Source organism: Ferdinandcohnia sp. QZ13 (genome assembly GCF_031324165.1).
Taxonomy (GTDB): Bacteria; Bacillota; Bacilli; order Bacillales; family Bacillaceae_L; genus Ferdinandcohnia.
Window position 1 is genome coordinate 22,033 of sequence record NZ_JAVIVW010000001.1, and the last position, 20,509, is coordinate 42,541.

The window sequence follows — 20,509 nt, forward strand, 5'->3', positions numbered from 1 at the left end:
CTATAACACTCACGAATGTTGATTATTCAATGTTTGTGGGTGTTTTTAATTTTAGTAAGGTTATAAATGAAAATCATAGATTGTGGTGTCTAAATATAGCTTTCATATTACCAACTCCTAACAACAACTATTATCTTGTATATTTTTAAAATAGTTAGAATATAATCAATTGACATATAAACAAGGGGAGTGTGAAAATGGGAGTTGTAACTAGATTTTTTGTCCGACTCGTTCAGCGTTTTCTACCAGATGCCTTTATCTTTGCGATCATTCTTACTTTCTTAGTGTTTGTACTGGGGATCTTGTTTACGGAAAGTGGACCCGTTCAGATGGTTTCGCATTGGGGGACAGGATTTTGGGATTTACTTGCTTTTACTATGCAAATGTCTTTGGTCGTCGTTACAGGATATGTATTAGCCAACGCACCAGTCATTAAGAATTTCTTAGCCCGATTGAGTAAATTGGCTAAAACGCCTGCACAGGCAGTCATGCTAGTAACGTTTGTGGCGGCAATCGCTTGTTTAATTAACTATGGATTTGGACTAGTTGTTGGAGCGCTGTTTGCGATTCATGTGGCCAGGCAAGTACCATCTGCAGATTTTCGTATTTTAGTAGCAGGGGCATATAGTGGATTTTTAGTTTGGCATGGTGGGTTTTCAGCTTCCATTCCATTGACAGTCGCAACTTCTGGTCATTTTTTAGAAGAAAAAATGGGAGTCATTCCGGTAAGTGAAACTCTTTTTAGTCCATCTAATCTATTTATTGTGGCAGTTCTTGTACTAACACTGCCAATATTTAATAGGTTTTTGATGAAAAGTGGTAATACACTATACCAAGATCGCTCCGGTTGGATGATCCCAGAAGAAACGGTTCCAAAAGAAGTGAAAACCCCATCCACACCAGCGGAAAAAATTGAAAACAGTGTGATCGTTTCGATGTTAATCGGGATCATGGGACTGGGTTTTATCGTCTATCATTTTGTAACAAAAGGCTTCGATTTAAATATTAATATCGTAAACTTTATTTTCTTATTCTTAGGAATCCTGTTGCATAAAACACCGAAACAGTTTTTGGACACAGTCACGAATGGAGTCAAAAATGCTGGGGGAATTATCATTCAATTCCCGTTCTATGCTGGGATTATGGGGATGGTTACATTATCAGGACTTTCTCAAGAAATGGCTTTATGGTTTGTCTCATTTGCTAATGCGCACACGCTTCCATTCTTTTCGTTTCTCAGCGGCGGGTTGATCAACGTGTTTGTACCATCCGGTGGGGGGCAATGGGCCGTGCAAGGTCCAATTATGATCGAAGCAGCATCGGCAATTAATGCGGATCTAGCGAAAACGGCTGTTGGTGTTGCATGGGGAGATGCCTGGACCAATATGATTCAACCATTCTGGGCCTTACCTGCCTTAGCCATTGCAGGGTTGCATATTCGCGATATTATGGGGTTCTGTGTCATGATCCTGCTTTATAGCTTTATTCCGATTACGATTGGTCTTTTGCTGTTTTAAAGGTAGGGGCAAGCGGGTAAGCCGTTTGCCTTTCTTTCTGAAAAAAATCTTAACTTCAAAACACCTGAAAATTATGGAGGGAACTTTTTATGACAAAAGTAGTTGGTAAGTTATTTTTAACAATTACATTTGTTTTACTTTTAACTGGATGTACGTCAAACAAAACCCCACCTTTAAAAGGAGCTTATCAAAGTGAACATGTGGAGGGGTATTTTGTTCAGATGTCATTTCAACCAGAGGAGCAAAGTTTTGTCGAATACATTGATAACAGGGAAGTCGATAAAGGAACATATAAAGAATTGGAAAATGATGTGTACAAAATTTACAGTGACATCCAAGAATTTGAAATAAAATTAAATAAGGATAACTCTTTTGATTTGATCGTAAAAAAGATTAATGAGGGTAAACCAATCAAATTGAAAAATATCGATGTCACCCCAATATATTTTGGTACAGAATTCGATGATGTCGATGAATACAAGGCTTTAATAGAATGAAGATTCGCCAAAAGCCCTTTTCCTTTACTATTTCAATAAAAATAGGATGAGAAAAAGGGCTAATTCTAATTGGAACTGCAGGACTACACCCTAAATTCCTTTTGCAAGTTTTTGGGAGATAGATTATATTCCTTTTTAAAGAGCCGATAAAAACTTGAATAATCTTGAAACCCACATTTGGTGGCAATTTCCTCGATAGAGAACTCATTTTGTTTAATTAAGGCAACCGCGGTTGCAAGTCGTTTTAATAATACATATCGATAAAAGGGGACTTTCATGTGGTTCTTGAAATAATGAGAAAAATAATATTTGTTTAAATGAAAATGACTGGATATGTTGTCTAAATTCATTTGTGGATCGGTCAAATGTTTTTCAATGTATTCGATAATAGAATGCAAACGTTGGTCGGCATCACTGCTTAGACTACTTGTTGGCTTACTACTGGCTGGATGTAAGATCATTTCAATTGCACGAAATAATAGGTAATGTAAGGCAAAGGAATAAGGGTCACGCTTGCTTTTAATACCATTACTTATTTCTTGGAAGAGCGAGAGAATTTCCTTTAAATTTTCCGTGTGGAGATGAACAACATAAGAACCAAGAGTTTTATGATAAATAATGCTATCACTCATCGAGGGAGAAATCGATAAAAATTCAGCCAATAAGGATTCACTAATGGTCGTTACAATTCTCTCATAGTTGTCAAAATCGCTTACTTCTGTCTTATGTACTGCATAAGGGGGAATGATGACAACATCCCCTCTGGTTAGGGAATATATTTGTCCTTCACAAAAAAATTCACATTCCCCTCCTAAAAACACGAGAACCTCCATCGCGTCGTGACTATGCAAGCGGAATAATGGCTCGATTTCAGAATAATTCTCTGAAGTTTTGTCAGGCTTTCTGCCCCATTCATGTGATTGATAGTGTTTGCTCCAATAATAAACCTCAAAATTCTCATTCAATACGGGCATAAATGTAGATTCTTTCATAAAATGCTCCTTTTAAGAAAGGTAAAAAAGTATAAACTTCTCGTTTTTTGCGTCTAGCACCACTCAGCACGGAGTCGCAATGGCTATTCGATGTTTCTTAGTAAGGATTTTGCGTTCTTTGAACAGCAAGATATACAATGTTTCAAGCAAAAATAACAATTTATTTCATAAAATTCATTGATATTATATCATTATAATCTTAGTGAAATAAAGACTCAGAGGTTATGAAAACTCTATCTTGAGGCAAGGTATGAAAATGAAAGCCTTGTCTTTTGCATATATAGTAGATTTACTTTACATCTAGTTTGTAGATTTCTAGCAATATCAATGGTTTAAACACTAAAGAAATTGAAATAATAATCCTTTAGGAGGAACTAACATGCAAAAACAACCTGATTTACAAGTTAGAACGAAAAAGCTGATTGAACAGGATGGTTTGAAATTTAAAGATTTAAATAATAATGGGAAGCTTGATCCTTATGAAGATTGGCGCTTAAGCCCAGAAGAACGTGCGAAAAATCTGGTTTCCTTGATGAACATCGATGAAAAAATTGGAATGATGCTAATTAATTCAAGGAAAATGGGACTTGCCCAAGAAGATAAGAGCAAGACAAGCCATGAAGGCGTCTTAGATGAAAGTATTATCGAAAAAGGCGAAACGATTTTTGCTACTAGCAAAGTATATGGAACCACTCATACGATAGCAAACAGACACCTACGACATTTCATTCTAAGAGATAACTTTACTCCTGGTGAAATGGCGGAATGGGTTAACGCGATGAATGAAGTAGCTGAAGGAACACGCTTAGGGATTCCCGTTATCATTGCATCGAACTCCAGAAATGAAAATGGCGAAGCTGTCTTCGGTATGAATGATGCCATAGGTATTTTCTCCACATGGCCAGGAACTTTAGGATTGGCAGCAGCGGCAAAAGGGGATATCCAAAATGGCGGCGATGCCTCTCTTATTAGTGAGTTCGCAAGCATTGCCCGTAAAGAATGGAATGCGACTGGTTTAAGAAAAGGGTATATGTATATGGCAGATGTGGTAACAGACCCGAGATGGCAGCGTACGTATGGAACATTCGGTGAAGACCCAGAGTTTATTGCTGACGTAATTGGTCGTATCATTGACGAATTCCAAGGAGAAACCTTAGGAAAAGATAGCATTGCAATGACAACGAAACATTTCCCAGGTGGGGGAGCAAGAGAAAATGGCTTTGACCCTCACTATGAAGAAGGAAAATGGAACCTATACCCAACTCCAGGTAGCTTAGAAAAATACCATCTACCACCATTTAGAGCAGCAGCTGAACATGGAACATCTTCCATTATGCCGTACTACTCGATTCCAAGTATTAAGAAAAGTGTGGTTCAGGAGTTTGAAGGAGAAGAGATTCCATTTGAAGAGGTTGGATTTACATTTAATCATTATTTCATCAACCATATTCTTCGTGGAAAGCTTGGTTTCAAGGGCTATGTAAATAGTGATAGTGGAATCGTAAATAACATGAGCTGGGGAATGGAAAATAGTAGTGAAGCAGAACGCTTTGCTAAAGCAATCAATGCGGGCACTGATTTAGTTGCCGATACGAATGATATTGAAAATCTAAAATTAGCTATTAGTAAAGGCTGGATCAGCGAAAAACGGATTGATGAGTCCAATGTACGACTCTTAACTGAAATGTTCGCTTTAGGTCTATTTGATGAGCGTACGTACAATGATCCGGAAAAGGCAACTGAGATTGTCAGCACAAAATCGCATTGGGAAGCAGCATACGAAGCGCACAAAAAATCAGTGACAGTACTGAAAAATTCAAACGAAACCCTTCCACTCACAGCGGACAAGCTGGATGGAAAAAAGGTCTATATTGAAGTATTCCATAAGGAACAAGAAAGAGCAGCTTCTTATACGGAAAAGGCAAGAATTGAAGCGAAAGAACTCGGACTGTTTACGCTAACTGATAACTATGAAGAAGCCGATGCAACGATTCTATTCCTACATCCAAAATCTGGTTCTTACTTTAATGCCACACCAGGCTTACTCGAGCTTGAAATATGTGAGGATAAAGTAAATTCCGCAATAGATGGGTCATTGTATCAAGAGACCACATTAAGTGGACTAGACCATCTAAAAGAAATCGCGGACAGCGTTCATAACCGCGGTGGTAAAGTTGTAATGAGTGTAAATATTATCCTTCCATGGATTTTAGGAAATGTAGAACCAATGGCAGACGCTTTAATTGCGGGTTACGATACATTCCACAATGCACAGCTTGAAGTGATTGCAGGGAATCATCAGCCAACTGGTGTCTTACCAATAACTTTACCGGCAAGTGAAGAAGTAATTGCTGTTTACCAAAATGGAGATTGTGTGTCCCCTAATGACGTGCCGGGTTATGATAAAGACAAATACATGCCTGCAGGAATGAGTTATGCCTATAAAGACAGTGATGGCAATGTTTATAAACTTGGCCATGGATTGAAGTATTAATTTCCCTTAAAGAATGGAAATAAAAATCACAGGTGAAAAGCCTGTGATTTTTTGGCTTAAATTTAGGGTTACCACTACGTACGAGAATAATGGAAAGTCCATCGACAGATAATAGTTGTGACTGGTGGACAAAAGTTGATTTTTACAAGAGTTGTTAATATTTTCTTATAAAACTGGAGGAATACATAATGGGTAAATTAGACGGTAAAGTAGCAATCATTACAGGTGCAGCACAGGGTATGGGGGCTATGCATGCTCGTAAATTTGTGGAAGAAGGAGCAAAAGTAGCAATTACTGACCTTAACATGGAGGGTGCCCAAAAACTAGCAGATGAATTAGGAGAAAACGCAATCGCTCTTAAATTAGATGTTGCTAGTGAAGAGAATTGGATAGAAGTTGTAGCAAAAACAGAAGAAACATTTGGACCTATCAATGTTTTAGTAAACAACGCAGGGATTGGGATCTTCAAAACATTAGAAGAACTAACTGTAAAAGACTTTGAATTAACGTTTAAAGTAGATGAGCTTGGAGTATTCTTAGGAATGCAAAAAGTAGTACCTTCCATGAAAAAAGCTGGTGTAGGCTCCATTGTTAATATTTCATCTGTAGATGGTTTGGTAAGTGCACCAACGGCTATTGCTTATAGTGCTTCTAAACATGCTGTAACTGGTATGACAAAAGGTGCAGCTGCTGAACTTGGACAATATAACATCCGTGTAAATTCTGTGCATCCAGGAATTATCAAAACACCTATGGCTGATCAACCAGATGTGGAAGAATATCTAAAGCAACTTGAGCAAGATATTCCTCTAAGAAGAAGAGCAGAAGTGGAAGAAGTATCTAATTTAGTTATCTACCTTGCTTCGGATGATTCAAGCTATTCAACAGGAGCTCAATTTGTCGTAGATGGTGGAATGATTTCTGACCTATAAATTGTTTAGAGAAAAATCACAGGTAAATGAGACCTGTGATTTTTTTTGTGGAAGGGATTAGTTCACTATGGTGTGGATTATCGAAGGAAAGGATGACCAAAACCAACATGGAACTGTCCCTCTGGCCCAATAATTGAATCGATTCTTGAATCTTTTGTGACAACATCAAAATTATGATCTACTTTTAGGACTAGGTATTATATTTGTAACTATTCATTTGATATCCGGTCGTTACAATAAGCTTGAACGATAATAAAAATAATGAAATGGGGTATTCTTTTGAACTTTCCACAATTAAAAATAGGCCATATGGAGCCCAAGGTTCCAATTTTGCAAGGTGGTATGGGAGTAGGTATTTCTTTAAGCGGACTTGCTTCTGCTGTTGCAAATGCTGGAGGGATTGGTATTATTTCAGGCACTGGAATTAGTTTTGATGAATTGCGATATCACATAAGAAAGGCGAAAGAATCCATTCAGGATAGTGGATATATAGGAGTGAATGTTCTTTTTGCGATGAATGATTTTGCCGAAAAAATGAAAGTAGCTATTGAGGAAAAAGTTGATTTCATTATTTCAGGTGCTGGCATATCAAGAGATATGTATAGTTGGGGCAGAGAAGCTGGAATACCGGTTATCTCAATTGTGTCTTCAGCAAGGCTTGCGAAAATATCTGAACGTTTGGGAGCTTCTGCTGTTGTTGTAGAAGGCAATGAAGCCGGTGGGCACCTAGGTACCGAAAGACCATTGTTCGATATTTTGCCAGAAGTGGTGGAAGCCGTTAAGATTCCCGTAATTGCTGCTGGAGGAATTATGACTGGAGAAGACCTCGCTCGTGCTATTCAAGTAGGGGCTTCCGGGGTACAAATGGGAACAAGATTTGTTGCTAGTAACGAATGTGATGCACCATTAACGTTTAAAGAAAAATATGTGCAAGCGAAGAAAGAAGATACAGTTATGGTAAAAACAACGGTGGGATTAGAAGGTCGTGCAATAAAGAATCATTTTACTGAACTTATATCTGATGATAAAAAAGTAAAAATCAAGAAGTGTATTGATTGTCTGAAAGATTGCTCTTATCGCTTTTGTACAATGGATTCTATGATTACATCAATGAAAGGGGATTGTGAGAATGGTCTTGTATTTGCAGGAGTAAGAGTGTATGAAATCAATGAAATCCTTCCTGTCAGAACTATCATCCACAATATTATGACTGAATACAAAGCCTGTATCTAAGGACCTTATCCTAAAAAAGAGTAATGGTAGTTTATGATAAGAGCGGTCAAGGTATTTTTAGCATATGGAAACTCTTACTTCCTAGGGGTGAAAAATTCTAAAGTAGTCCTGTTGGTGAATCGGGACTGCTTTTTTGTCGTTCCTTTGAATGTATTTTCCGTACTACCATCCCGTCATAAATCTTTCACATTTACAGATGCCCCCTTTTCTGAACTCCTTTCTATAACAAAGACAAGAGGGGAGTTCCAACTGGGACTAGGAACCGGTCCTGAACATAGTGACAACAGACTTTTCCCATTCTTTGGACCATTTGGGTTATTTAGGTTCCCTTTCTTTGGGATAAGTAGATTCGGACCATTTTTCCCATTCTTTATTTAAAAAAGGATACAAAAAGGCTTGTAGTTGATATGTCCATACAGGCCTTTTCTATTTTTTAGATGTGAGTATCAACTATTTAGTACATAAAAATACCCTATAGCCCAAAGTACCTTGATATTTTAGCATTATATTATAATGCTGATGTAGAACATGATAAAGTTCAGGTTCAATTGACTTTGAATACTGGAATTTAGGCATTGAATGGTTTTGAAGAATAGATTGTGTTCCCATTAAAGTTTTTATATCTTTAAAACCGGTCATTTCAAATAAGGTAATCCAATCTTTTTCCATGAGGAGAGAATCTAACCCATAAAATTGTTTAATTTCCTCTTCAAAATTTGTCCAAAGCCTCCTATTAACGGTAAGTTCATTTGCAATAAACCGACCGCCATGTTTTAGTAAACGAATTATTTCCTTAAGTGCTCTTGGCTTGTTTACAAAAGAAAGAACCGATTCGGAAATAATAAAGTCATAATTGCTGTCTTCTAATGGACACTTTTCTATTGAGCCATGAATAATTTCTACTGGTAATTGGTATTTCGCCATTCTAATTTTGGCCTTTTTTATCATGATAGGGTTAATATCCAAACCTGTTACTTTTGCGCCATAACGGGCAGCTAAATAAGCAGATGTTTCGCCGGTACCACAACCTACATCTAATATGCGAGAAGATTTGTTAATCATTTCATTCTCGAGTATTTTCTTTGTTAGTTCAATACCACCAGGATGTGCACCACTAACACCAAATTTGGACAAAAAATCTAAATATATTGAAGTCCCAATGATAACCACCTTCTCCGTTTAACGTATTTGTATAATATGATTATAAAAATATGATGGTTCCTCCCAAGGACAGATGATTATCAAAGAAAACTATTCCTTTCAAAGTTAAAGAGTACCGTACCAAAAAGAATCCATTTGCCATTGTATATTTACCATTAATGCTTAAACGAAATGCTTATGAAGAAACACGGTTTAAATGAACGAAAGTATGGCATATTAAGGAAAAGAACCATTTGGAAGGGAGAATTTTAGTGGATTATCTATCTCGTGAACAAATTATGAATGAACTACAGCAATCGTTTCAACCATATATACAAAAGTATGGAATTGAAAATATCGGAATTTTTGAAGAAGAAGGACAAGATGATCGTTACTATCTTGGATATACAACTCGAAAAGATGGAAAAACTCATCATATTCATCTGCCTTTTCAAAAAAATAATGATGGCGGGTTAGCCCCAATTGATAGTAAGTGGACAGTAGAATCAGACAATCCCCAGGAAAAAGATCTAAAAGAATTTGAAGATCTAGATCATGTATTCCGCGAAATATACTAAAAATTATTTAGATTACATTTGTGAAAGGCATAGAAAAAAAGACAAACCAGATTAACCAAAAAAAGAAGCTGTTTTGAATTTTAGGAGGTTACTATGGAAAAGGGTCAATATGATGATGATACCAATTTAAAAAGAAAAGAAAATGAAACATTAGAAATAAGTTTAACAGGATATGGGTTAGAATCTGTTCGGAAAGAAAATGAAGAAGAATACAAACTGGAACAAAAGAAATAGCCATTAAACATCGGCAAGACGAGAACTGATTCTTAATGGGAAAACAAAAACTACATTAAAAGCCAATATTTAAAAAAACAACCCTTAAACGAATAAGAGTTGTTTTTTTATTTTAAGTTTTTTTGAAACGAAATAACTAAAAAAAGGCTTTTAAATGCGGTCATCTTCCCATGCTCTATCATAATCTCTTACAATTTGACTTTCTGTTGAAGTATCTTCTTCTAGCTGAATCTGTTTGAACTCAACAAACTCTTGGTTTGCCTTAATTCCTTTTGCTGTGTTTATTTTTATGTACTTCATTTAGGCTCCTCCTTCCGTCTATTCCTTACCTTTCTCATTTAGATATAGTGTTTTAATACCTATTTCTTGATTAGGCAAATCAAAATGGGGAGCGGGATTTGATGAGTAGGTTTTGGTAAGGTATTTATTATTCTTTTGTCGTTTATTTTTCATTTGGTCCTCCTAGAATGATTGAATGATGTTTTTAATGATTCAATTTTACAATGTGAGTTTAAAGCTATTTTTATTCCCATGACGAAGATCATTTTATTGAAAATGTCATGTTCAAAAAAGATTATCTAAAATTACCTTACTTTTTTTCTTTTCGTAAAAAATATCTTAATCAATAAAGGGTTTTTAACTAATTTCTATCGTTTAGGAAAAGATATGAATGCTGATTACAGGAGGTGTGTTCATGAACAGTGATGTGTATCGGGATAAAATTGTTGTTTTGGATGAAAATGGGGTTGAAAAAGAGTTTTCGATTGAAGCCTTATTTGATATGAAGGACAAAACATATGCATTGTTACGCTCTGAACAGGATCAAAACTACACATTTGTCATGCAAGTGGAGAATACAGAGGATGGTCAGTTTTTAACAGGAATTAACGATTCCTCCGAACGTGAAATGGTACTAGATGCGTATGAAATAGCTGTTGATGCTAATCCAGCGGAGTAAGATATCATGATGGAAAAAAAGATTGTTGACGTTATCGATCCTCAAATGAGGAAACAAATAAAGGAAGAAATTGCAGGTTTGACCTTTACCAAAAATTTTCGATCTCCTTCTGCAGAGGAATGGTATGTTTTTTTGCCGAGCTATCAAGATCCGATTACCGGAGGTGCGGCTGGAAAGGTGATTATTCATTATAACCTATTTGATACAAAGGAAATATTCATAAATACAACCATCATATTTGATGACCCTGCTTTACATCATTCGTCACTTCATCACCTTGTTTATGCGATTGCTGATGAGCTTGTAAACCGATTGGTTGGATATGCGGATACTCTTCTTTCTGTTCATTCGGGTGAGAATTCGTATAATGCAGAATATAAGAACTGAGGAGTTCATATGGTTGATAAAATGATACAAGCGATACAACAACATTCTATTCCAATTAGAAATCCTAAGGAGGACCTAGAACAACTTGTTATTTCTATTAAAAATGAGAAATACATTTTGTTGGGGGAATCCTCACATGGAACGTCTGAATTCTATAAAAATCGCAAAGAACTTACTAAAAAATTAATTGTTGAAAAAGATTTTACCTTTATCGCTGTGGAAGGTGATTGGCCTGCATGCCAAGAGGTGAATCGTTATATTAAAGGGTATTCATCTAAATACAACAATGCCCGTGATGTCCTTATGCAATTTAAACGTTGGCCAACGTGGATGTGGGCAAATGAAGAAATCATTGACCTGATCGAATGGTTAAAAGAATATAATCAAGGAAAACCGAGTGAAAAAATGGTTGGCTTTTATGGGATTGATATCTATAGTTTATGGGAATCCATGGATGAAATTATAAAGTATTTGGAAAAACGCAACTCACCAGATCTCGAGGTCGCGAGACAAGCGTTTGCTTGTTTTGAACCCTTTAATCGTGAAGCAGAAAAGTATGCATTGTCGTCTGCGTTTTATTCCGAAGGCTGTCATGAAGAAGTCACAAAACTCCTAACGGGGATAAGTGTTAACAAACATATATACCATGATTCAGAGGAAAGTAGTTTAAACGTAGAGGTAAACGCACTTATCGCTGCTAATGCTGAAAACTACTATACAACAATGATAACGAATGATAATGAATCATGGAATATCAGAGACCGCCACATGGTTGAGGTCATCCATAAAATAGATTCCTTTTATAACCATCAATCCAAAGGAATCATCTGGGAGCACAACACACATGTTGGGGATGCACGTGCTACAGATATGGCGAATGAAGGAATTGTAAATGTCGGACAACTCTTGAGGGAGCAAGCAGGTTCTGAAAATGTGTATATTGTAGGTTTCGGTACACATCATGGTACGGTTATCGCAGCTAGTGAGTGGGGTGAAAACTTTGAAAAAATGAAGACACCTCCCGCAACTACAGGAAGTTGGGAAGATCTACTATATAAAGCGGGGAATTATGATAAACTCCTACTTTTTACTGATAAAAACAGACATTTATTTGCTAACTCAATTGGCCATCGTGCGATTGGCGTTATCTATCACCCACAATATGAACATTATGGAAACTATGTTCCGTCTGTCATTTCTGAACGTTATGATGCATTTATATTTGTAAATCACACAAATGCTTTAACTCCACTTGAAGTAAGGGGTGTGTTGATTTAACTTTTTCAACGCGATATCAATACTGATGGGATGATTGAAAAAAGGTATACAATTTAGATGGAATACAATCAAATTCGATCAAAGTAAGCTAAAGTTACCGAAAATTCTTCCATGCCTGACACCTAGTATTGTTGGAAGCCTTAAATACTAGGGGCAGGCTCTTATTCGGCTCATCTTACCCACTGACCTGCCCCTAAACACTTTCACAAATCATCAAAAAACTGTGATAAGAGCACAGATACTGGGAATTATTTTGGGTATTCTTAAAAAGGGGAGAGCGTAATTTTGCATTTAATTGGTATTTTGTAAAAAGCTGTTGAATATAAAATCTTTTTCTACTATTATAAGTTAGTACTAAAGTAATACATATAGTTAATAAGCATTACATCGATAAAAGCAAACTTATCAAAAGATAGGGACGCAAAGCCACGAGCCTAACGCAATCATGCTATGGTAGTCGGGTTACCGAAATGATGGAGAGAAAAGGAAACTCCCGTTTTTCGGTGAAGTTTCTTTTTTTATTTACTGGCAATTTAATTAAATCTAAATGTATAGAACAGCTTCGCGCTGAGTAAAGACTGAAACTAATGAAAATAGATATAACATACATCACTAGATTTTCCTGGGGGAGGAAAAGAATGAAATTATTAGATCGACTCCGAAAAAAACACCATGAGGTTGATTTAAAGAGAAAAAAGGGTATTGATGCTTATTTTGAGAGTCTTTCAAGTAGTAATATGGAAACATTTGTAGAGGACATCGCAACCACATTTAATAATAGTGAAAAGCTCGATTATTATCGGTTAATATCGAACCACTTAGGTTTGGCCTTATTTACTATTGATCTTAAAAACAAAGAAATAATCTATGTTTCTAGAAAAATTGAAGAAATTTTGGAAATTTCCAAAGAGAAATTAACAATCGAGTATTGGAAATCACTTTGGTATAAAGGGGGCACTATCGATTTTTCAGCAATTTATGCGAGATTAACCAATGAAGGTAAAAATTCACATACTTATCGGATTATAACCCCAAGTGGTGCTGTTAAATGGATAAATGAAACCACAGTTGCCGTTAAAGATGAGATGGGGAATATCGGAAAAATTGTTGGAGTAATAGAAGATTGCACCAATGCTTTACATCTAGAACAGAAAATAAATTTTATCACCACTCACGACGAACTGACGAATCTTCCAAACTTTTTAAACGGAAGTGAACATATACAAGAGGTCATCGAAAGCTATAAAACTACAAGAGAAAGATTTGCTTTGTTTTGTGTGAATTTAGACGGGTTTAGCCGCATTAATAATACATTAGGATTTAAAATAGCGGACGAAGCGTTTAAGCAATTATCCATTAAACTTGAAAAATACCTAAATAAAGGAGTTTTCCTTTTCCGTTCTCAAGGAGATGAATGGTACGCTGTTGTAGAATGCTCCATGAAGAATGAAGAGTATATGAGTCATGCGAAAGAGATTATTGATATTATTCAAGCTCCACTCCAAATTCAGGATTATTCAATTCGAATCACGGCTAGCATTGGAATTAGTGTTTATCCGGATGACGGAGAAAATAAGGTTGAACTTATAAAAAATGCAAACACTGCATTAAAACGGGCAAAAAAGCATGGTGTAGCAAACTATCAATTATATGCTGCAAATATGAATATTGAATCCTTTAAAACCTTTCAATTAGAGACAGATTTACAGAGTGCCATTAAGAATGGTGAATTGTATATCGAATACCAGCCAAAAGTGGATGTGAAGTCGCAAAAAGCAACAAGTGCAGAGGCACTAATCCGTTGGAAACACCCACTATGGGGAGAAGTTTCACCATTGGAATTTATCACGATTGCAGAAGAAAGTAATTTTCACCGTGAAATCTCAGAGTTTGTCATCGATACGGTATGTAGGCAAGTGGGCCAATGGGAAGAACAAGGTATTCAATTTAACACGGTTTCATTTAATTTATCAGCTAAGGACTTTTTAAAAAGCTCCTTAATTAGTATATTAGAAACGACAATTAATAGGTATCAGATCAATCCAAAGCATCTGGAAATTGAGCTCACGGAAGGTACCTTGTTACAAGAAACAAGTGTTGTTCAGGATCAAATTGAGCAAATAAAAGCGATGGGCATTTCACTATCGTTGGATGATTTCGGGACGGGATATTCGTCCATCCATTATTTGAAGAAACTTCCTTCTGATATCATAAAAATCGATCGTTCCTTTATTCAACACATTCATAAAAATGTAGAGGATAAAATAATCGTAAAATCGATTATTGAGCTTACAAAAGGATTAAATAAAACGGTCGTAGCAGAAGGGGTAGAAAATGAGGAACAATTTAGTATCCTGCAATCATTGGGATGTGACTTAATCCAGGGGTACTATTACAGCAAATCGGTTTCTTCGAAAAGGATGACTGAACTTTTTAAAATGGATCAGATAGAGCCTGCGAGCAGTAAGTCCGGGGCTCCAATGAATCGTCGTAAATATTATCGAGTCAGTTTTCCTTTCTTTCCGTTACATACCGAAATGACAATCGTATCCTTTAACGGAAAGGCTGTTACCCTTGGAACAACGGATGTGATGGTTTTAGACATTGGATTGGGTGGGTTACGGTTTGTAAGCCATTTAAAACTTAAGCCACATACCGATATTTTGTATAACTTTAGGACCACCCTTTTAGATAAAGAAATGATTTTTAACGGAACGATCGTTCGGTATAATGAGAAAGAACAAGACATATTTGAATATGGTGTAGAGTTTCAAATGGAAGAATCTGATCGAGATGAATTTGCATCAATTTTAAATAAAGTCTCATTACAAATGAAGCAAAATCCACTGTTTAATGATGGGGATTTTATTGACGAAAATCCGAGTAGCTATCTTTCAAAAATACAAAGGCGCTAACCATGTTGAATTTGCGAAAATGAACAAACGATACCAACAAAATGGAGATGACGAATGCAGGAACTACAAAATCAATTTTTACATCGAGTCATAATGGAAGGTATTAAAGAACCATTGTTTATTCTAAAAGTCGGGGATGATACAGAGTTCTATTATGAATGCCTGAATCATATAGCCATGGAGAAAACAGGTTTAAATGAAGAAATAATTGGAAAATCCATCTCTGAAGTTTATCCGAAAGAAAGAGCGGATTTCCTTAATGAACAATATAGACTAGCCGTTTCAAAGACGGAAAGTATAAAATATACAGATTCATATAACTCGTTACTTGGGGAGAAGTATTATTCCGAAACGACCGTAACTCCACTACTAGATAGGGTTACTAATCAATGTACCCATGTTATTGCACATGTTCATGATATAACAGAGAAGAAGTGGGGAGAATTCGAACTACGGGAATATTGGAAAAAGGTAAATGAGAGCAATCAGAAGTACAGTTCCCTTTATAAGAATAATTCGGATGCGATTATCACATTTAATATCGATGGTGACATCATAGAAGGCAATAATAAGGTTGAAGCCCTAACCGGTTATAGCATGGATGAGATTGCATTTTCTGATTTATCTGCTTTATTCGATCGGAAAAATGTTGAGTTATTGCAAGCGAACTTTAAGAAAGCTATAGAAGGTGAGCTATTAGATTTTTCATTAATCATGAACAAGAAAACGGGAGAGCAAATCGAGCTTGTTGTGAAATTCACCCCGATTATTGTAAATAACCAAGTCGTTGGGATTTTTTCCATGATGAAGGATATCACAAACCTCATCCACATCACACGAAAATATATGGATACAAAACAACGTCTTAAGATTATTACCGAAAAATCACAAGACTTGATCACAATTCTGGATCCACACGGATTCATCGTTGATGCTTCACCGTCTCATAAACATATATTAGGCTATGAGCAAGAGGAATTAATAGGTAAACATTTTACTTATAATATTCATTCTGAAGATAAATCTCTTTTAGAGGAAACGATTTTACATGCGATTCATATGGACAAGTCTGGAAGAATTCATATCAGAAAAAAGCATGCGGTTAACGGGTGGATGTGGTTTGATATGAAGGCAACTCCTGTTTTTAATGAAGATAATGAATTCATTTATACAGTTTGTGTATCTAGTGATATTCAATCACAAATGGATTATGAATCAGAACTGAAGCATCTTGCATTCCATGATTCGATGACGAATTTGCCAAATCGAAGGTATTTAAAAGATTTCTTAAGAAAATCAGTAGATGATTTCGTAAATAACAAGATAAATGGACTTGTCGTTGGAATGATGGATCTTGATTATTTTAAAACAATAAATGATGAAATGGGACATGATGCTGGAGATGCTGTCATCATTGAATTTGGGAATAGAATCAGAAAAAATCTGAGGAATATCGATTTTATTGCACGTCTGGGTGGCGATGAATTTGTCATTGTCTTACCTGATACCCATGAAGACGAAATAGGGAATATACTTGAAAATATTCAGAAGGCTATACATGAACCTTGGTCCATCGGTGATAAGACGTTCTATTTAACAACAAGCATTGGGATTGGAATCGTATCTAAAGATGAAATCTCCATTTCCTCCATATTAAAAACGGCTGACATTGCTCTATATGAAGCAAAAGAAGCGGGGAGAGACACCTATAAAATAAAAACGATGGGGACATAGGTACAGGGTACTATCCCTGAACGAAAAAACCTAAACGCAAATTTGTGTTTAGGTTTTTTGTTGGAATGATTAAGGATTTGTCGACCAAAGTCCTGCGTGTTTTAACACAACACGTGGATGAAGCTTTAGTTGAGCAACCATTAATTCTGCTAAATCTTCTGGTTGCATCACTTTTTCTGGATTGCCGTCTGTTAAATTTAGCTCAACCGCCATATCGGTAGCAACCGTACTTGGTGTTAACGTTGTGACCCGAATATTTTTCTTGCGCACTTCAAGCATTAAGGACTCACTTAGTCCGATAACAGCAGCCTTTGAAGCCGAGTATGCACTTGTAACGGGTGCACCTTTTTGCCCAGCTGTTGATGAAATATTAATAATGTCCCCAGTGTTGCGTTCTAACATTTCTGGTAAAACTGCACGGGTTGTGTAGTACACACCTTTTACATTGACATCGATGATATTGGTCCATTCTTCAGGGGTTAAGTCCATGAAGCTACCGAATTTTGAAATGCCGGCATTGTTTACTAAAATATCGATTGCACCAAGTTCTCCACGAATGGATTCAACCGCTTGTGTAATCGAATCTAAATCCGCTACATTTGCTGCAGCGAATGCTACCTTCACATCATATTGTTTAAGGTCTTCTGCTACTTTTTGTACGTTTTCAAGCGTACGACCCACAAGACCTACGTGAATACCTTCTTGTGCAAAAGCGATTGCTGTTGCTCGTCCAATTCCACGGCCTGCTCCTGTAATTAATGCCACTTTTCCTGCGATGGTTTGCATGTTTTTCGCTCCTTTAGATGAGATAGTTTTATTTTAGACGAAACAACGTGTATTAAACTAGACCAATTAATATTTAAGTAAGGTCAGTAGGACCAATTGTTCTAGTGTATGATTAATACCGTTTTTTTCAAAAAATGTTTTCGCCAAAAATAATTATGATTTGTCTTCTTTAAGACTACCTTCATTCTACATATGGTTTTAAAAAATGTGAAGAATGCGCTATTGTGTGCGGAGGTACCCAAAAAAATATTTAATAAAGATGGGGAGCCTTATTTCGTCTGACCCATTACTTGGAGATAGATAGCATCAATAAAAAAATATGAAACTATTATAGAGTATAATCGTAAATGAATAGAGGTGAAAAAATGATTGAACTAATGTTACTATTTGTTTTGTTGTTACTAACAGCACTTGCTCGTTATATAGTGTTTGATGCATTTGAACCACTAATGTTTGCAATGATTTTTCTACTTCCTGTCGCATCACTTGTTATTTTTTTGATAAGTAAACGACTCGCAGATAATGAGCGTTCTTTTCAACCTAAAGATATTGACGAATGGTCATTTTATAATGCACAAAAGTCATTATTGATTAAAAAACCACTTTTTAAAGGGAAAGAGAAAAGAGGGTATGTAAAACGTTATTTTCCACACAAATGGGAATATGCTTTAAGTGATATTTTTGGTTTTAGCTGGTACTTATGTTTAGAAAATTCAAATTGAACATGAAATTTATACTGTACATTGGTTTCGTGATAAATGGTTCTCCCAGCAAGATCAGTGGAAGATATATAAAAACGGAGAACAAATTGGTAAAGCGAGTACACAAATTAATTTTAAAAATACTACTAAATTAAAAGAAGCCATTCAGTTTAGTTTTCATGACAAAACGTATATATCTTCTGCAACGACGATCACATCAAACATAACATTAACCCTTGATGAAGAGATAATCGGTATAATGAAGCGAAACCATATTTTTAGTAATGTGCATGTAATCGACGTACAAGGAAATCAACCAGAAAGTATCGTCGCATTACTTATTCATTCATATTTTTTCAAAAATAAATGAAAAAAACGAAAACGGAAGGCATAACAAACCTACAAAAAGTATTACTTAGTTTATCTACATACCTAATGTTTTACTTTGAGCAAATTCGTCATGATTACTTTTCGATGCTTTTACAAGAATAATCCTTGTTATTTGCAACTATGTCTATCGGAGATAATTAATGGAATCTAGGAAAGAAAACATGAATAAGCCCCATAGAATGGGGCTAATAGATATCTATAAAATACATACAATGAAAGAGATACGAGGATTTTTACTTCAGTTCTTTCGGAAACTTCCTAACCAAATTTAGACTACCTTTGAAGTAGTGCCATTATTATAGGAAAATACTAAAGAAATATATTATTATATCGTTAATGGCAAACTTTTAAAAAGGCAAGGAAACAGCTACAAGGCGGAGACGCAAGGCAGTCGGGTTACCCACGTATTTTTATGCTTCAGATGAAATATTTCTTCAGGCATTACAAACAAGATGATCATTGATCGTTTTGGAGTCTGAAAAATCTTGTATACTCAAAGCATCCAATAATAAGAAGGCGCTCTAAATTTTGATTTTCCTACTTCAAAATTCCGTGTAAGACCATCTCCATTGCTTCATCTAACACTTCCTTAGGGACTTCTTCGCCTTCCCAATAAATCCATCTCATCCCGATAAACTGACCGATGCCCATTAGATTATAAGCCAACGCTTCGTGATTTAGTGACTTAAATTCACCAGTTTTATCAGCTTCTTTTAAAACTCTAATATAACCAGATGCTAATTTCTCATAGTACCAGCGATATAAATCCTTATCAACAATAACTGCCTGGAAAACAATGCTGTATAAGTTTCGGTTTTCGCTTACCCACTCAAAAAACGCTTCAAAACCTCTCCGATGCACATCGACTAAAGGCGATTTATCAATCGCCTGTTTAATATAAAGGCGTAGATCCCGACTCATTTGTTGAACTAATTCATCATATATCGCCTTTTTCGAAGGAAAATACTTATAGATAGTCCCTTGTGCAACATTTGCTTCTTGGGTAATATCGACAATTGACGCTTCAAAATACCCCTTTGTACCAAACACCTTTTCAGCTGCCTTTAATAGTTTTCTTCGTGTGTTTAGCCCCTTTTTCGTTAATGTTTTTTCAGTTTTAAGTGACAAGTGAATCACCTCATATTTAGTTTTATGTTAAACATTCCATCCTCCGAATGGATAAACGAGATCATATCATGTGAAAACTTGAAGTAACAATTTTGGAAGTTTTCTGATTTAATCATATCGTAACTGGGAGCAAAAGTTAAGATCTCCTTATTTTCAGGACCTTGCAGGTTTAAAAAATAGTCGGAATGGAGACTTAAAAATGTGAAAGTACTTACAGAAAGTCGGGAAAATGGAGACGCTGATTCAGGGAAAAAACTTTGTTGAAAATATTAGGAAAATTTAGTATAATCAAAAATTGAAAAGTGATTCACTTTTCACAAATGGAAAAAGGACAAATTAGTTAACGAAGAAAGGGGGAAGAAACGAAAAAATTAATGGATATAACAGATGAGCTATGTGGAAAAAGGTTTTTTTGACAGGACCATCGTTTAAATTACTTTGAAGGCAGGTGTGTCGCAAGGGGGGATTTTACAATTACTTTCCAACGGAAAAGTTATTTTTGATGAATTTTTTTAAAAAGTGAGTTCCAGGTGCTGTGAAAGAAGTTTGGGGATTTAGATTAATGAAAAAAGCCGGCTACATACGTGTTTTGACTGGGTGATCCCGGCACAGTTA

19 protein-coding genes and 1 riboswitch are annotated in these 20,509 nt (G+C 35.9%); of the genes, 13 read left to right on the top strand and 6 right to left on the bottom strand.

Annotated features, from left to right (window positions below):
- Positions 1-197 precede the first annotated feature (197 nt).
- Both RGU12_RS00115 and RGU12_RS00120 read left to right on the top strand, forming a co-directional pair.
- Entirely contained in the window at positions 198-1,517 is a 1,320-nt protein-coding gene (locus tag RGU12_RS00115; protein ID WP_309534241.1) for a short-chain fatty acid transporter, read from the top strand.
- A gap of 89 nt (positions 1,518-1,606) precedes the next feature.
- A complete protein-coding gene (locus RGU12_RS00120; protein ID WP_309534242.1) occupies positions 1,607-2,014 on the top strand; it encodes a hypothetical protein in 408 nt (135 codons plus the stop codon).
- Between the two features lie 83 nt (positions 2,015-2,097).
- Here RGU12_RS00120 and RGU12_RS00125 read toward each other — a convergent pair whose 3' ends face one another.
- A complete protein-coding gene (locus RGU12_RS00125) occupies positions 2,098-3,006 on the bottom strand; it encodes an AraC family transcriptional regulator (RefSeq protein WP_309534243.1) in 909 nt (302 codons plus the stop codon).
- A gap of 379 nt (positions 3,007-3,385) precedes the next feature.
- Between RGU12_RS00125 and RGU12_RS00130 the strand changes: the two genes are divergently transcribed.
- The 3 genes from RGU12_RS00130 (at position 3,386) to RGU12_RS00140 (ending at position 7,665) form a co-directional block, all read left to right on the top strand.
- The gene (locus RGU12_RS00130) at positions 3,386-5,500 is read left to right on the top strand and encodes a glycoside hydrolase family 3 protein (protein ID WP_309534244.1); all 2,115 of its coding nucleotides are present in this window, start codon (positions 3,386-3,388) and stop codon (positions 5,498-5,500) included.
- Positions 5,501-5,688: 188 nt separating this feature from the next.
- Complete coding sequence (locus tag RGU12_RS00135) at positions 5,689-6,432, top strand: SDR family NAD(P)-dependent oxidoreductase (RefSeq protein ID WP_309534245.1); 744 nt, start codon at positions 5,689-5,691, stop codon at positions 6,430-6,432.
- A gap of 261 nt (positions 6,433-6,693) precedes the next feature.
- On the top strand, positions 6,694-7,665 hold the full coding sequence (locus RGU12_RS00140) for an NAD(P)H-dependent flavin oxidoreductase (RefSeq protein ID WP_309534246.1): 972 nt from the start codon (positions 6,694-6,696) through the stop codon (positions 7,663-7,665).
- Positions 7,666-8,115: 450 nt separating this feature from the next.
- On the opposite strand, the gene RGU12_RS00145 is transcribed toward RGU12_RS00140, so the two are convergent.
- The gene (locus tag RGU12_RS00145) at positions 8,116-8,835 is read right to left on the bottom strand and encodes a class I SAM-dependent methyltransferase (RefSeq protein WP_309534247.1); all 720 of its coding nucleotides are present in this window, start codon (positions 8,833-8,835) and stop codon (positions 8,116-8,118) included.
- 242 nt (positions 8,836-9,077) lie between these two features.
- Here RGU12_RS00145 and RGU12_RS00150 point away from each other — a divergent pair, with 242 nt between their 5' ends.
- Together RGU12_RS00150 and RGU12_RS00155 are read left to right on the top strand one after the other, a co-directional pair.
- A complete protein-coding gene (locus RGU12_RS00150) occupies positions 9,078-9,383 on the top strand; it encodes a DUF5634 family protein (protein ID WP_309534248.1) in 306 nt (101 codons plus the stop codon).
- A 93-nt stretch (positions 9,384-9,476) separates the two neighbouring features.
- The gene (locus RGU12_RS00155) at positions 9,477-9,617 is read left to right on the top strand and encodes a hypothetical protein (protein ID WP_309534249.1); all 141 of its coding nucleotides are present in this window, start codon (positions 9,477-9,479) and stop codon (positions 9,615-9,617) included.
- 150 nt (positions 9,618-9,767) lie between these two features.
- Here the strand turns inward: RGU12_RS00155 and RGU12_RS00160 are convergent, their stop codons facing one another.
- Positions 9,768-9,917 (bottom strand): hypothetical protein, encoded by a 150-nt coding sequence (locus tag RGU12_RS00160; protein ID WP_309534250.1) that lies wholly within the window; start codon positions 9,915-9,917, stop codon positions 9,768-9,770.
- A gap of 18 nt (positions 9,918-9,935) precedes the next feature.
- Complete coding sequence (locus RGU12_RS00165) at positions 9,936-10,070, bottom strand: hypothetical protein (RefSeq protein ID WP_309534251.1); 135 nt, start codon at positions 10,068-10,070, stop codon at positions 9,936-9,938.
- Between the two features lie 241 nt (positions 10,071-10,311).
- Here RGU12_RS00165 and RGU12_RS00170 point away from each other — a divergent pair, with 241 nt between their 5' ends.
- The 5 genes from RGU12_RS00170 (at position 10,312) to RGU12_RS00190 (ending at position 16,889) form a co-directional block, all read left to right on the top strand.
- The gene (locus RGU12_RS00170) at positions 10,312-10,575 is read left to right on the top strand and encodes a DUF1292 domain-containing protein (protein WP_309534252.1); all 264 of its coding nucleotides are present in this window, start codon (positions 10,312-10,314) and stop codon (positions 10,573-10,575) included.
- Positions 10,576-10,584: 9 nt separating this feature from the next.
- Positions 10,585-10,962 (top strand): hypothetical protein, encoded by a 378-nt coding sequence (locus RGU12_RS00175; RefSeq protein ID WP_309536239.1) that lies wholly within the window; start codon positions 10,585-10,587, stop codon positions 10,960-10,962.
- 9 nt (positions 10,963-10,971) lie between these two features.
- On the top strand, positions 10,972-12,240 hold the full coding sequence (locus RGU12_RS00180) for an erythromycin esterase family protein (protein WP_309534253.1): 1,269 nt from the start codon (positions 10,972-10,974) through the stop codon (positions 12,238-12,240).
- A gap of 385 nt (positions 12,241-12,625) precedes the next feature.
- Positions 12,626-12,710: riboswitch (cyclic di-GMP riboswitch) on the top strand.
- A 168-nt stretch (positions 12,711-12,878) separates the two neighbouring features.
- On the top strand, positions 12,879-15,155 hold the full coding sequence (locus RGU12_RS00185) for an EAL domain-containing protein (RefSeq protein ID WP_309534254.1): 2,277 nt from the start codon (positions 12,879-12,881) through the stop codon (positions 15,153-15,155).
- 54 nt (positions 15,156-15,209) lie between these two features.
- Positions 15,210-16,889 (top strand): diguanylate cyclase domain-containing protein, encoded by a 1,680-nt coding sequence (locus RGU12_RS00190; protein ID WP_309534255.1) that lies wholly within the window; start codon positions 15,210-15,212, stop codon positions 16,887-16,889.
- A gap of 69 nt (positions 16,890-16,958) precedes the next feature.
- On the opposite strand, the gene RGU12_RS00195 is transcribed toward RGU12_RS00190, so the two are convergent.
- Complete coding sequence (locus tag RGU12_RS00195; RefSeq protein WP_309534256.1) at positions 16,959-17,675, bottom strand: 3-ketoacyl-ACP reductase; 717 nt, start codon at positions 17,673-17,675, stop codon at positions 16,959-16,961.
- Positions 17,676-18,040: 365 nt separating this feature from the next.
- On the opposite strand from RGU12_RS00195, the gene RGU12_RS00200 reads away from it, so the two are divergent.
- Entirely contained in the window at positions 18,041-18,397 is a 357-nt protein-coding gene (locus RGU12_RS00200) for a hypothetical protein (protein ID WP_309534257.1), read from the top strand.
- Positions 18,398-19,303: 906 nt separating this feature from the next.
- On the opposite strand, the gene RGU12_RS00205 is transcribed toward RGU12_RS00200, so the two are convergent.
- Positions 19,304-19,903, bottom strand: coding sequence for a TetR/AcrR family transcriptional regulator (locus RGU12_RS00205; protein ID WP_309534258.1), 600 nt, complete (start codon positions 19,901-19,903; stop codon positions 19,304-19,306).
- Between the last annotated feature and the right edge of the window lie 606 nt (positions 19,904-20,509).